Source organism: Streptomyces sp. NPDC003697 (assembly GCF_053587115.1).
Genome location: NZ_JBSFNN010000072.1, coordinates 1 through 12,462 on the forward strand (window position 1 = coordinate 1; position 12,462 = coordinate 12,462).

12 protein-coding genes, 1 other RNA gene and 1 pseudogene are annotated in these 12,462 nt (G+C 72.8%); 7 read left to right on the forward strand and 7 right to left on the reverse strand.

Going from position 1 to position 12,462, the window contains the following annotated elements; genetic code table 11:
* Positions 1 to 165: 165 nt before the first annotated feature.
* Genes ACWDNY_RS24005 through ACWDNY_RS24015 form a run of 3 tightly spaced genes read left to right on the forward strand, consistent with a single transcriptional unit; the run spans position 166 to position 2,978 of the window.
* Positions 166 to 1,038 (forward strand): Nif3-like dinuclear metal center hexameric protein, encoded by an 873-nt coding sequence (locus tag ACWDNY_RS24005; RefSeq protein ID WP_451647865.1) that lies wholly within the window; start codon positions 166 to 168, stop codon positions 1,036 to 1,038.
* Positions 1,035 to 1,778, forward strand: coding sequence for a zinc ribbon domain-containing protein (locus ACWDNY_RS24010; RefSeq protein ID WP_451647895.1), 744 nt, complete (start codon positions 1,035 to 1,037; stop codon positions 1,776 to 1,778). Before ACWDNY_RS24005 ends, ACWDNY_RS24010 begins: the two co-directional genes overlap by 4 nt.
* Positions 1,779 to 1,796: 18 nt before the next feature.
* On the forward strand, positions 1,797 to 2,978 hold the full coding sequence (locus ACWDNY_RS24015) for a bifunctional RNase H/acid phosphatase (protein WP_451647866.1): 1,182 nt from the start codon (positions 1,797 to 1,799) through the stop codon (positions 2,976 to 2,978).
* Between the two features lie 111 nt (positions 2,979 to 3,089).
* On the opposite strand, the gene eda is transcribed toward ACWDNY_RS24015, so the two are convergent.
* From eda to ACWDNY_RS24035, 4 genes are all read right to left on the reverse strand, one after another.
* The gene (gene eda, locus ACWDNY_RS24020; protein WP_451647867.1) at positions 3,090 to 3,749 is read right to left on the reverse strand and encodes a bifunctional 4-hydroxy-2-oxoglutarate aldolase/2-dehydro-3-deoxy-phosphogluconate aldolase; all 660 of its coding nucleotides are present in this window, start codon (positions 3,747 to 3,749) and stop codon (positions 3,090 to 3,092) included.
* An 83-nt stretch (positions 3,750 to 3,832) separates the two neighbouring features.
* Positions 3,833 to 4,633, reverse strand: a complete 801-nt coding sequence (gene yaaA, locus ACWDNY_RS24025; RefSeq protein ID WP_451647868.1) for a peroxide stress protein YaaA — start codon at positions 4,631 to 4,633, stop codon at positions 3,833 to 3,835.
* A 329-nt stretch (positions 4,634 to 4,962) separates the two neighbouring features.
* Positions 4,963 to 5,556, reverse strand: coding sequence for a hypothetical protein (locus tag ACWDNY_RS24030; protein WP_451647870.1), 594 nt, complete (start codon positions 5,554 to 5,556; stop codon positions 4,963 to 4,965).
* Between the two features lie 122 nt (positions 5,557 to 5,678).
* Positions 5,679 to 6,434, reverse strand: coding sequence for a MerR family transcriptional regulator (locus tag ACWDNY_RS24035; RefSeq protein WP_451647871.1), 756 nt, complete (start codon positions 6,432 to 6,434; stop codon positions 5,679 to 5,681).
* A 171-nt stretch (positions 6,435 to 6,605) separates the two neighbouring features.
* Between ACWDNY_RS24035 and ACWDNY_RS24040 the strand changes: the two genes are divergently transcribed.
* The 4 genes and pseudogenes from ACWDNY_RS24040 (at position 6,606) to rnpB (ending at position 9,359) form a co-directional block, all read left to right on the forward strand.
* Positions 6,606 to 7,175, forward strand: coding sequence for a Uma2 family endonuclease (locus tag ACWDNY_RS24040; RefSeq protein WP_451647896.1), 570 nt, complete (start codon positions 6,606 to 6,608; stop codon positions 7,173 to 7,175).
* 28 nt (positions 7,176 to 7,203) lie between these two features.
* Complete coding sequence (locus tag ACWDNY_RS24045) at positions 7,204 to 8,037, forward strand: AraC family transcriptional regulator (RefSeq protein WP_451647872.1); 834 nt, start codon at positions 7,204 to 7,206, stop codon at positions 8,035 to 8,037.
* 82 nt (positions 8,038 to 8,119) lie between these two features.
* Positions 8,120 to 8,839, forward strand: a pseudogene (locus ACWDNY_RS24050) (DMT family transporter); the annotation flags it as partial.
* A gap of 112 nt (positions 8,840 to 8,951) precedes the next feature.
* Positions 8,952 to 9,359, forward strand: an RNA gene (gene rnpB, locus ACWDNY_RS24055) — RNase P RNA component class A.
* A 99-nt stretch (positions 9,360 to 9,458) separates the two neighbouring features.
* On the opposite strand, the gene ACWDNY_RS24060 is transcribed toward rnpB, so the two are convergent.
* Genes ACWDNY_RS24060 through ACWDNY_RS24070 form a run of 3 tightly spaced genes read right to left on the reverse strand, consistent with a single transcriptional unit; the run spans position 9,459 to position 12,339 of the window.
* Positions 9,459 to 10,394 (reverse strand): ABC transporter permease, encoded by a 936-nt coding sequence (locus ACWDNY_RS24060; RefSeq protein WP_451647873.1) that lies wholly within the window; start codon positions 10,392 to 10,394, stop codon positions 9,459 to 9,461.
* A complete protein-coding gene (locus ACWDNY_RS24065; protein WP_451647897.1) occupies positions 10,381 to 11,178 on the reverse strand; it encodes an ABC transporter ATP-binding protein in 798 nt (265 codons plus the stop codon). Before ACWDNY_RS24065 ends, ACWDNY_RS24060 begins: the two co-directional genes overlap by 14 nt.
* 54 nt (positions 11,179 to 11,232) lie before the next feature.
* Positions 11,233 to 12,339 carry an aliphatic sulfonate ABC transporter substrate-binding protein gene (locus tag ACWDNY_RS24070; protein ID WP_451647874.1) on the reverse strand — a complete coding sequence of 369 codons (1,107 nt, stop codon included), beginning with the start codon at positions 12,337 to 12,339 and terminating at the stop codon, positions 11,233 to 11,235.
* Between the last annotated feature and the right edge of the window lie 123 nt (positions 12,340 to 12,462).

Genomic DNA, 12,462 nt, shown 5'->3' on the forward strand with positions numbered 1-12,462 from the left:
AGCAAGAGGGCGAGGACACGGAGTTCCTCGACGAGGACGGCTTCTGAGGCCGGGCCACGGGTGCGGGCTCGGCCGTGTGCTTCCGGAGGGACGGGGTTCCCGGCCGCCCGGCCCCGCGCACCGCGCCGGTTCAGCCGTGGGAAACAGCCAGGTAGCCTTGCACTCGTGCCCCGTCTGTCTGAAGTCATCGCCGCGCTGGAGACCCTGTGGCCCGCCGAACGGGCCGAGTCCTGGGACGCGGTCGGCACCGTCGTCGGCGCCCCCGGCCAGGACGTCACCCGGGTCCTGTTCGCCGTCGACCCCGTGCAGGAGACCGTCGACGAGGCCGTGCAGCTCGGCGCCGACCTGCTGGTCACCCACCACCCGCTCTACCTGCGCGGGACGACCACGGTCGCGGCCTCCACCTTCAAGGGCCGCGTGGTGCACACGCTCATCAAGAACGACATCGCCCTGCACGTCGCCCACACCAACGCCGACCAGGCCGACCCCGGCGTCAGCGACGCCCTCGCCGGTGCGCTGGACCTCAGGGTCGTCGGCCCCCTGGTCGCCGACCCCGGCGACCCCGCCGGGCGCCGCGGCCTCGGCCGGGTCTGCGAACTGGACCACCCGCTGACCGTGCGTGAACTGGCCGGCCGCGCCGCCGAGCGGCTGCCGGCCACCGCGCAGGGCGTCCGCGTCGCGGGCGACCCGGACGCCGTCGTCCGCAGGGTCGCCGTCAGCGGCGGCTCCGGCGACAGCCTCTTCGACGCCGTACGGGCCGCGGGCGTCGACGCGTACCTCACCGCGGACCTGCGCCACCATCCGGCGTCCGAGTTCACGCAGGACCGCGCCCACGGTCCCCTCGCGCTGCTCGACGCGGCGCACTGGGCCACCGAGTGGCCCTGGTGCGAGCTGGCGGCAGCCCAGCTCGACGAGATCTCCGACCGGCACGGATGGGGCCTTCGCGTCCACGTCTCCACGACGGTCACCGATCCCTGGACCGCCCACGCGGCGTCCACCCCGAAACCCGCCACAGAAACCCTGGGAGCCCCCAACTGAACGCCGCGCCCGCCGACCAGATCCGACTCCTCGACGTCCAGGCCCTCGACGTCCGCCTGCAGCAGCTCGCGCACCGGCGCAAGTCCCTTCCCGAGCACGCCGAGATCGAGTCGCTGACCAAGGACCTCGCGCAGCTGCGCGACCTCCTGGTGGCCGCGCAGACCGAGGAGAGCGACTGCGCCCGCGAGCAGACCAAGGCCGAGCAGGACGTGGACCAGGTGCGCCAGCGCGCCGCCCGCGACCAGCAGCGCCTCGACTCGGGCGCGGTCACCTCGCCGAAGGACCTGGCCAACCTGCAGCACGAGATCACCTCCCTCGCCAAGCGGCAGGGCGACCTCGAGGACGTCGTCCTGGAGGTGATGGAGCGCCGTGAGTCCACGCAGGAGCGGGTGGCCGAACTGACCGAGCGCGTCGGCTCCGTCCAGGCGAGGATCGACGACGCCACCGGGCGCCGGGACGCCGCCTTCGAGGAGATCGACGGCGAGGCCGCCTCGGTGACGAAGGAGCGCGAGGTCGTCGCCGCCTCCGTCCCCGCCGACCTGCTCAAGCTCTACGACAAGCTGCGGGCGCAGCCGGGCGGCATCGGCGCCGCCGAGCTCCACCAGCGCACCTGCCAGGGCTGCCGCCAGGAACTCGCCATCACCGAGCTCAACGAGATCCGTTCGGCCGCGCCCGACACGGTCGTGCGCTGCGAGAACTGCCGCCGCATCCTGGTGCGCACCGCCGAGTCCGGCCTGTAGCAGTAAGGGGCGGACGACGTGCGGGAGTTCATCGTCGAGGCCGACGGCGGGTCGCGGGGCAACCCGGGGCCCGCCGGCTACGGGGCGGTCGTGGTCGACGCGGCGACGGGGGAGACCCTCGCCGAAGCCGCGGAGTACCTCGGCGTCGCCACCAACAACGTGGCCGAGTACCGGGGTCTGCTGGCCGGTCTTCGCGCCGCGCACGCGCTGGTCCCGGCGGCCGCGGTCCACGTCCGCATGGACTCCAAGCTGGTCGTCGAGCAGATGTCGGGCCGCTGGAGGATCAAGCACCCCGACCTCAAGCCGCTCGCCGCCGAGGCGGCCCGGGTGTTCCCGCCCGAGCGGGTGACGTACGAGTGGATCCCGCGCGAGCGGAACAAGCGGGCCGACCGCCTGGCCAACGAGGCGATGGACGCCGGCGGGCGCGGCGAACGGTGGGCGCCCGCGTCGGCACCGGCGCCCGCGCCGTCCGCCGCCGCTGCCCCGGCTGCCGCGCCGCGCGACGACGCGGGCGCCGGTGCCGACGCGCGGGCGGCGCGCGTGGTCGCCACGCCCGGCTGGGCTCCCGCGGACCTCGGGGCGCCCGCCACGTTCGTCCTCCTGCGGCACGGTGAGACCCCGCTGACCCCGCAGAAGCGGTTCTCCGGCAGCGGTGGCACCGACCCGTCCCTCTCCGCGGTGGGCCGCGAGCAGGCCCAGCGGGCCGCGGCGGCCCTCGCGCGGCGCGGCACGATCCAGGCCGTGGTGTCGTCCCCGCTCGCCCGTGCCCGCGAGACCGCGGACACCGTCGCCGCCCGCCTCGGGCTCGACGTCACCGTCGACGACGGCCTGCGCGAAACCGACTTCGGCGCCTGGGAGGGGCTCACCTTCGGCGAGGTGAGCGAGCGGTACCCGGACGACCTCGCCGCCTGGCTGGCCTCCCCCGACGCCCAGCCCACCGGCGGCGGCGAGAGCTTCGCGGCCACCGGTACCCGGATCGCCGCCACCCGCGACAAGCTGGTCGCGGCCCACGCGGGCCGCACGGTGCTGATCGTCACCCACGTCACCCCGATCAAGACGCTCGTCCGCCTCGCCCTCGGCGCCCCGCCGGAGTCGCTGTTCCGCATGGAGCTGTCGGCGGCCTCGCTGTCGGCGGTGGCGTACTACAGCGACGGCAACGCCAGCGTGCGGCTGCTCAACGACACGTCGCACCTGAGGTGAGGTACGGGACATCGAAGCGCTCGCCGCGAGGCGGAACGCCGGGGGCCGGGTGCCGTCGGGCGCCCGCCCCGGCCGGTGCGGGCGCCGTGTCCTCCCGGGGCTGACGAACCGTCAGGCGCGCCGCCCGAGCGCAGCGGCCTCACGCGCGAGAGACTCGATCCGCTCCCAGTCGCCGGCGGCCACGGCGTCCGGCGGCACCATCCACGTCCCGCCCACACAGCCGACGTTGGGCAGGGCCAGGTACTCGGGGGCGTCCTCGGGCCCGATGCCCCCCGTCGGGCAGAAGCGGGCGCGGGGCAGCGGCCCGGCCAGCGACTTCAGATAGGCCGTACCGCCGGCGGCCCGGGCCGGGAAGAACTTCATCTCGCACACGCCCCGCTCCAGCAGCGCCACGACCTCCGAGGCGGTCGACACCCCGGGCAGGAACGGCATCCCGGACGCCCGCATCGCCGCCAGCAGCCGGTCGGTCCAGCCCGGGCTCACCAGGAACCGCGCCCCGGCGGCCGCGCACGCCGTCACCTGCGCCGGGTCGAGGACGGTGCCCGCGCCGACCACCGCGTCCGGCACCGCACCGGCGATCGCCCGGATCGCGTCCAGCGCGGCGGGCGTCCGCAGGGTGACCTCGACCGCGGGCAGCCCGCCGGCCACCAGGGCCCGCGCCAGCGGCACGGCGTCGGCCGCGTCGTCGAGGACGACGACGGGCACGACGGGCGCGAGATCCAGGACGGACAGGACCGGGGCGGGCGGACCGGACGGCGGCGGTGGGGTCATGGCCCTCATCGTGCCGACGGCATGCGCCCCGCGCAAAGATCGTTGCGCAGCGTGCAACGACGGGATCCCGCTCAGGAGCCGCGTCAGTGGATCTCCGTCACCACCACGTCGAGCGCCCACGGCCGGCCCGCCCTCGCGGGCGGTTCCGCCTCCACCACGTGACCGAGGTCGCGCAGCGCCTCCACCAGCTCCGCCGGATCCGCCGGAGCCGCACCCTCCGTCAGCAGGGCGCGCACGATCCGCCCCTTCGTCGCCTTGTTGAAGTGGCTCACCACCGACCGCTTCTCCACACCGTCCACGACCTGCGCGTGCAGCACCCGCACGGTCGCCGTCCGGGACGCGAGCTCGCCCTTCGGCCGCCACGCGGCCGCGTACGCGGAGGACCGCAGGTCCAGTACCAGGCCGTCGCCCGCCGCCTCCGGCAGCACCGCGGCCATGGGGGTGCGCCAGTACGCCCCCAGCGCGCCGAGCCCGGGCAGCCTCACGCCCATGGAACACCGGTAGGAGGGGATCCGGTCGGTCACCCGGACCGCGCCCCACAGCCCCGAGAAGACCAGCAGGGAACGCGCGGCCCGCCTCCTGGCGGCCGCGTCCAGGGAGGCCAGGCCCAGGGCGTCGTAGAGCACACCGGTGTAGATCTCCCCGGCGGGCCGCGCCCCCGCGGTCCGCAGCTCCGCGTTCTTGGCGACCTCGCCGCGCAGTCCCTCGCTCAGTCCCAGCACCTCGCGCGCCTTGTCCTCGTCACCGGCGCACAGGTCCACCAACTCGTCGAGGACGGTCTCCCTGGCGGCCGTCAGCCCGGGCAGCGACAGCGACCCGAGGTCCAGCGCGGCACCGCGGCCGGACGCGGCCTTGCCTTCGGACGGCGGCAGCAGGACAAGCACACGTACTCCTTGGGTAGAGCTCGCCTGTCAGGGTACGGCGTGGGTCGGACCCTCCGGCTCGGTGCCCGTGGAGCAGGGCCGGGCCGAAGCCCAGGCCCGTGAAGTGACCGTCGGCTCCAGGACAGGACACCATGCAGCCGGGTCCGGAAGGTGAGCGCGCGGCGCAGGATGGCCGGGTGCGCGGGAGGCACGCCCGCCCACTGCCGGTGCGCGGCGAGGCCGCCGGTACCGCTCGCGGGCATCCGCCCGCTCTGCCCGTCCCTGCCCGACACGTGCGGTGCCCGTTCGGCCGCCCGACAGCGGTGACACCGTGTCACCGGAGCGAGGGGCTACAGCGGTCTCTGTCCCGCGGTGACCAAGGCACGGACGAGCCCGTCGGCGTCCTCGGCGTGGAAACGGACCACGCGCACCTCACGGGGGCGCCCGAAGAAGGACAGATGCGTGACCGGCCCGGTCAGCTCCACCGTCACGGTCGTCTGCGAGCCGACGGCGAGATCCAGCTCGCCCTCCGCCTTCTCGTGCGTCATCCGCAGCTCACGCCGGACCGACGCGATCCGCTCCCGCGGTATCCGCAGGTCCACGTGGACGGCCCGGCGGACCCGCAGCCCGCCCGGCTCTAGGACGTGCGGCCGTACGACGAACGCGGCGTGCAGCGCGACGACGAAGACGATGGTGTAGACGTCCAGGAAGAGCACCACCGCGTGCACGGCCGGCCAGCCGCTCAGCAGCACGGACATCGCGACCGTCTCCAGCCCGCACACGAAAGCGAATCCGAACATCACGGCGCCCTGGCCGCGCGCGTACCCGTAAGCCGTACCGTCGCGGGCGCCGTGCGTGCGCCGCGCCAGCCACAGCCCCAGACTCGCCATCAGCCGCGCCTCGTGCCGCACCAGCGTCCAGCCCACCCGCGCCGCCTTCACCATCTGCCCCGCCCTTCGCCCCGCCCTCGCGGTGCCACGGTCTCCGCGCTCACGGCGGCGGATTCTCCGCTCACGGCCGGCTCTCCAGCCGCCGCCCGCTCCCGCACGCGCCGCCCGTTCCACTGTCACGACCGGCCCTCCGTCACGATCCGCAGCGTCCGGCGGATCGCCTCGGCCTGAGCGGGGGTGAAGTCGGCGTAGAAGGCCCGCAGGAAGCTGTCGCTCCCGTCGAGGACCACCCCCTCCGGAACCAGCTCGGCGGGCACGCACTCCGCGAGGGCGCGGGCCGCCTCCTCCACCCGCGGATCGTCCGAGCCGGCATCGGCGAGGGCGTCGAGCAGGCGGTACGCGGTCACGGCCCGCTCCGTCCCGCCCGGCGCCCCGACCATCCCGCCCAGCAGTCCCATCAGCCGTTCCCGTTCCTCGGGCGACGCTGAGGTCTCGATGAGCGCGAGCATCTCGCGGTCCTTGGCGGCCATGGGGGAGTCGGACAGGTGGGCGGTGGCGCGGAAGAGCGCGGCCAGTTCCGGTGAGACCGGGCCCTCGGCGACCGTCCTGGCCTCCGACTCCAGCAACGCCCGCAGCCGCGCCCGCCGCTCGCGGATCGCCTCCTCCTGCCGCGCCAGGTCCTCGTCCAGCTCCGTCAGCACCTCGGCGAGGTCCTTGCCGGCCTCGTCCGCGAGCACGTCCCGCACCTCGGCGAGCCCGAGCCCCAGCTCGGTCAGCCGCCTGATCCGGGCGAGCACGACGGCGTGCCGCAGGGTGTAGTCCCGGTACCCGTTGCCCAGCCGCTCCGGTTCCGGCAGCAGCCCCAGGTGGTGGTAGTGCCGTACCGCCCGGGTGGTGACACCGACGACGGCGGCGAGTTCTCCGATCCGCATGGCCTCAGTAGAAACGTTGACGCCGCGACAGGGTCAAGCGTGCGTCGTGCCGCCCGACCGCGGTCGCCTTCTGCGCCCCGATCGAGGGGACGGTTCCCGATCCCACGGACAGGTGATCATCCGATGGCCCAGCCTGGCGAGCGACCGAAGGAGGGGCGTGACGTGACCGCCATGGCCCATGAGCCGATCTCGCAGGCGGACGTCCTGCTGGAGGGGTTCCTCGCACTGGACACCCCGGAGGGTTTCCGGGCGGAGCTGATCGAAGGGGAGATCGTCGTGACGCCGCCGACGGACGGGGACCACGAGGACTACATCGGGCTGATCGTGACGCAGGTGATCAGACGGTCCCGGACCGACATGCAGTTCTCCGGGAACAAGGGCCTGAAGCTGAGGAGCGGCGGAGCCTGCCCGAAGAACCACGTCATTCCGAACGGCACCTTCGCGCCCACGGCGCTGCGTCTCTACCGGGGAGCCGGCCCCTGGATGCCGTGCGACGGCGTCGCCATGGTGGTGGAGGTGACCTCCACCAAGCCGCAGGCGGACCGCGAGGCCAAGCGCCGCTGCTACGCCCGTGGTGGCATCCCCCTGCACCTCCTCGTCGACCGCGAAACCTCCTCGATCACACTGCTCGGCGACCCGGAGCAGGACGAGTACCGGGAGCGCCGCACCCGCCCCCTGGGCAAGCCCATCGCCCTGCCCGAGCCCTTCGCCTTCGACCTGGACACCGCCGACTTCCTCTGATCCCCTGGGAGCCGGGGGTGGGAGCGAGGTGAGGAGCGTACGGGAGCAGGCCCGCTGGACCAGGGCGCGACTGGGGCGGTGCGGCCCCGCGCTGGACCTGCTCACCGCCCGCTTCGACCGGCACGAGTACGCTCCCCACGCGCACGACGAGTACACGGTCGGAGTCACCGTCGGCGGCCTCGAGGTCATCGCCTACCGTGGCGGACGCATCGTGTCCGGCCCCGGCTCGATCGTCGTCCTGGAACCGGGCGAGATGCACACCGGCGGCCCCGCCGCCCCCGAGGGCTACGCGTACCGCGCCCTCTACGCCACCCCCGCCCTCCTCGCCGACGGCACCGCGGCCGCCGGTCTCCCGCACTTCCCCGAACCCGTCCTGCACGACCCGGACCTGGCCGCCGCCCTGTGCCGCACGCACACCGATCTCAGCGCCCACCCCGACCCGCTGGAGGCGGAGTCGCGCCTGCCCTGGCTGCTTGCCGCCCTCGCCCGCCGCCACTCCACCTCCCGCCCCGGCGACGACACCGTCCCCGGCGCCGGAGTCGTCGCCCTCGCCGTCCGCGACCGCCTCGCCGACGAACTCCTCGCCCCGCCCTCCCTGGCCGACCTGGCCGCCGACCTCGGCCTCTCCCGCTACCAGCTGCTCCGCGCGTTCCGCAAGACGATGGGCGTGCCGCCGTACGCGTGGCTCGCCCAGTACCGTGTGACCCGAGCCCGCGCCCTCCTGGACGCCGGACTGCGGCCGGCTGAAGCGGCCGTCCTCGTCGGCTTCGCCGACCAGGCGCACCTCACCCGCTGGTTCCGCCGCGTGCTCGGGGTGAGCCCTGCGGTGTACCGCAACAGCGTTCAAGACGCCGCACGCTGAGCCGGTCGACACTCACCGCATGACTGCACGCGGCTGGTTCCTGTTCTCCCTGATGGGAGTGGTCTGGGGCATCCCCTATCTGATGATCAAAGTGGCGGTGGACGAGGTGTCCCCGTCGGTGGTGGTGTTCACCCGCTGCGCCGTCGGCGCGCTCCTCCTGCTTCCCTTCGCCCTGCGCCGAGCCGGCCTCGCCCGGAACCTGCGGACGCGCTGGAAGCCGATGCTGGCGTTCGCGGTCATCGAGATCGTCGGCCCCTGGTACACCCTGACCGACGCCGAACGCCACCTCTCCAGCTCCACGGCCGGCCTGCTGATCGCGGGCGTACCGATCGTCGGCGTCCTGCTGTCCCGCTCCTTCGGCACGGCGGAGTCGCTGGGCGCCCGCCGGGTCACGGGCCTCGCCCTCGGACTCGGCGGCGTGGGCGTCCTCACCGTCCCCCACCTGACCGGCGGTGACGCCCTCTCCCTCGCGGAGGTCCTGGTCACGGTCGTCGGTTACGCGACGGCCCCGCTGATAGCCGACCGCCACCTCAAGGACGTCCCGACGCTGCACCTGATCACGCCCTGCCTGGCCCTGGCCGCCCTCGTCTACGCCCCCGCGGCGGCCGCGACCCGCCCGGCGGCCCTGCCGATGCCCAAGACCCTCGCCGCCCTGGCCGCCCTCGGAGTCGTCTGTACGGCCGTGGCCTTCGTCGCCTTCCTGGAACTGATCAAGGAAGGTGGCCCGATCCGCGCCTCCGTGATCACCTACGTCAATCCGGCGATCGCGGTGGCGGCCGGCGCGCTCATCCTGGACGAGGCCCCGACCGCCACGGTCCTGGCCGCCTTCGTCCTGATCCTCACCGGGTCGGTCCTGGCCAACGCGAGGGAACGAAAGACCGCCCCCCGGCGGGTACCATGGGCGACACGGCAGACGAGCCGGGCGGACGGCCGCGTGGAGGGCCCCTCACGGGGTGCTCCCCGAGGAACGTCCGGGCTCCACAGGGCAGGGTGGTGGCTAACGGCCACCCGGGGTGACCCGCGGGACAGTGCAACAGAAAGCAGACCGCCGGGGACCTCGGTCCCCGGTAAGGGTGAAACGGTGGTGTAAGAGACCACCAGCGCCTGAGGTGACTCAGGCGGCTAGGTAAACCCCACCCGGAGCAAGGTCAAGAGGAGCGCCGTGAAAAGCGCTCTGCGCGGACGTTCGAGGGCTGCCCGCCCGAGTCCGCGGGTAGACCGCACGAGGCCGGCGGCAACGCCGGTCCTAGATGGATGGCCGTCGCCGGCGGGCCCGCGAGGACCCGCCGGAACAGAACCCGGCGTACAGCCCGACTCGTCTGCCGCTCTGCGTTCTCGCAGGTCGAACGGCTGCCAGTTGAGCACTTGCACTTGCCCACGGCGCATGTGCGGCGGAGCGTCGGTTACTTGCCCTCCGTCGCTCAGCGGGTGACCAGCAGGCCCCGGCCGCGCAGCACCCGCCGCTCCAGAGGGCTGAAGATCAGCAGGTCGATGGCGATGCCGACGAGCAGGATCAGGAAGATGGCCAGGAACACCTGCGAGATGCTGGCGTTGTTGCGCCCGTTCTCCAGCAACTGGCCGAGTCCGACGCCCAGATCGGGCGAGGAGGCGATGATCTCGGCGGCCATCAGCGATCGCCAGGAGAATGCCCAGCCCTGCTTCAGTCCGGCGAGGTAGCCGGGGAGCGCGCCCGGCATCACGATGTGCCAGGCGCCGCGCAGGCCGGTCGCGCCCAGGGTGCGTCCGGCGCGCAGGAACAGCGGGGGGATCTGGTCGATGCCCGCGACGAGGCCGTTGGCGACGGAGGGGACCGCGCCGAGCAGGATCACGGCGTACATCATCGAGTTGTTCAGGCCCAGCCAGAGCACGGCGGGCGGCACCCAGGCCACGGACGGCAGCGACTGCAGTCCGGACAGGATGGGGCCGATGGCCGCCCTGACGAATTTCACCCGGGCGACCAGCAGGCCGAGCGGCGTACCGATGGCGAGTGCCATCAGGAAGCCGAGCAGGCCGCGTGAGACGGATGTCCAGATGTAGTCGACGAGCGTGCCCTGCCGCCAGGCGTCGGTCACCTCGTCCCACACCGCGGACGGTGAGGGGAGCTTGTAGTCGGGGGCGACCTCGGCCCACACCAGCAGCTGCCAGACCACCAGCACCAGCGCGACGGCGGTGATGGGCGGCAGTGCTTTGCGTATCAGCGTCTCGCGCAGCGGTGTACGGCCGGCCTGTACCGATTCCAGTGCGTCGAGTCCGGCCTCCAGCCCCGCCAGAGCTTGCGTGTCCTGCGTTTCCTGGGGCTCCCCGGCTGCCGATGAGCCGGCCTTGCTGGCGTCGGTGCCGATGTCAGTGCTGGCCATGGCGGCGGATCTCCCTGCGCAGTTCTTCGGTGATTTCGACGGACAGCTCGGCGACCGCGCTGTCCTCGATGCGGCGCGGCTGCGGGATGCCGACGGTCCATTCCCGGGCGATCCGGCCCGGCCGCGAGGACAGCAGCACCACGCGCTGCGCCAGCTTCACCGCCTCCCGCACGTTGTGCGTCACGAACAGCACCGACACTCCCGTCTCGTGCCAGATGCGGGTCAGTTCGTCGTGCAGGACGTCACGGGTGATGGCGTCCAGCGCGGCGAACGGTTCGTCCATCAGCAGCAGCCGGCTGCCCTGGGCCAGCGCGCGGGCCAGTGCGACGCGCTGGCGCATACCGCCCGACAGTTCGTGCACCCGCTTGCCGTGCGCGCCCTGCAGCCGTACGAGATCCAGCAGCCGTTCCGCCTCGGCGCGGCGCTCCGGTTTGGCGACGCCGCGCAGTTTCAGCGCGAGTTCGACGTTCCTGCCCGCGGTCAGCCACGGGAACAGGGCGTGTTCCTGGAACATCAGGGCGGGCCGGCCGTCTGTGCCGATCGAGCCGGCGGACGGCAGGTCCAGCCCCGCGACCAGGTTGAGCAAGGTGGACTTGCCGCAGCCGGAGGCCCCCAGGAGGGTGACGAACTCGCCCGGTGCGACATCGAGCGTGATGTCGTCCAGCACGAGCTGCTGCCCGCCGGGCGCGCCCGGCGCGGGGAAGGACTTCGAGACGTGCTCGATCCGGGCGGCGTGCGTCACCGCCGTGGCGTCCTGGACAGCCTTGGCGACCGTGGTGGCCATGGTCGTCACCTCCTGGGTACTCATCGGGGCGGTTGCCGTGTGTCAGCTGTTCGGCTACTCGGCGCCAAGACCGGCGTCGTCGGCCTCGTCCTTGCCCTCGGCCCTGAGGACCTTGTTGAGCGGTGCGAGGTCGTAGATGCCCTTCAGGTCGGGCTTCTCCAGCAGACCGGCCTTCACCGCGTGCTCCGCCTCGGTGTCGAGGGTCGAGGCCAGCGGGTCGTCGAGGAAGGTGATGGACTTCCAGGCCGGGTCGATGACCTCGGCGGGCAGGGCCTTGCCGGACTCTTCCTTCAGTGCCGCGTTGGCTGACGCCTTGGCCTTGTCCGGGTTGGCGTTGATCCACGCGTTGGTCTTCACCGAGCCGCGCAGCACGGCCTCCACGACGTCCGGGTGATCCTTGAGGAAGCTCTGCGACACGATGATGTTCGTGATCACGAACTTCTTGCCGGGCCACAGGTCGGCCTCGTCGAGGATCACCTTCGCGCCCTCGGCGACCAGCTTGGAAGCGGTCGGCTCCGGCACCCAGGCTCCGTCGACGGAACCGGACTTGTAGGCGTCCGGGGTGATCTTGTTGTCCGTGCGGACGACGGAGACATCGCCCTTGCCGCTCTCCGCGTCGACCTTCCAGCCCTTTTCCGCGATCCAGTTGAGGAACGCGACGTCCTGGGTGTTGCCGAGCTGCGGTGTGGCGATCTTCTTGCCCTTGACGTCGTCCAGGGACTTGATCTTCTTCGGGTTGACGACGAGCTTCACGCCGCCGGAGGCGGAACCGCCGATGATGCGCAGATTCTTGCCGTTCGACTTGGTGTAGCCGTTGACGGCGGGAGAGGGGCCGATCCAGCCGATGTCGATGGAGCCGGCGTTGAGCGCCTCGATCTCGGAGGGGCCGGCGTTGAAGGTCGAGGCCTTGATCTTGGTGCCGCCGAGCTCCTTCTGGAGCAGCCCTTCCTGGACGCCCACCAGAGCGGTGGCGTGCGTGAGGTTGGGGAAGTAGCCGATCTTCACCTCGTCGGCGGAGAGCTTCTTGGCGTCCGCCGCGACCTCGGTCTGCTTGTGGTCGTCGGTGGCGTCGGATCCGTAGCCGCATGCGGTGAGCAGGAGGGGGAGCGCTGCTACGACGGCGATGGTGCGCAGGGCGGTGAGCGGTCTTGCGGCAGACACGGAGGTGTCCTCTCGGGGAATGGGCTGATCAGGGAGATGCGAAAGCGCGAGGCGCACAGCTCATGGGCATGCGCCTGCGCCTTGTTCGCCGGCCGTCGGCGGCGGGAATGCCGTCGCGGATCC

What these genes read in the sequence shown, in the direction of transcription:
- eda (WP_451647867.1), bottom strand. Translation starts at nt 3,749, where the DNA reads ATGACCCCACCGCCGCCGTCCGGTCCGCCCGCCCCGGTCCTGTCCGTC.
- ACWDNY_RS24030 (WP_451647870.1), bottom strand. Translation starts at nt 5,556, where the DNA reads ATGGTGAAGGCGGCGCGGGTGGGCTGGACGCTGGTGCGGCACGAGGCG.
- ACWDNY_RS24035 (WP_451647871.1), bottom strand. Translation starts at nt 6,434, where the DNA reads ATGCGGATCGGAGAACTCGCCGCCGTCGTCGGTGTCACCACCCGGGCG.
- ACWDNY_RS24040 (WP_451647896.1), top strand. Translation starts at nt 6,606, where the DNA reads ATGGCCCATGAGCCGATCTCGCAGGCGGACGTCCTGCTGGAGGGGTTC.
- ACWDNY_RS24060 (WP_451647873.1), bottom strand. Translation starts at nt 10,394, where the DNA reads ATGGCCAGCACTGACATCGGCACCGACGCCAGCAAGGCCGGCTCATCG.
- ACWDNY_RS24065 (WP_451647897.1), bottom strand. Translation starts at nt 11,178, where the DNA reads ATGGCCACCACGGTCGCCAAGGCTGTCCAGGACGCCACGGCGGTGACG.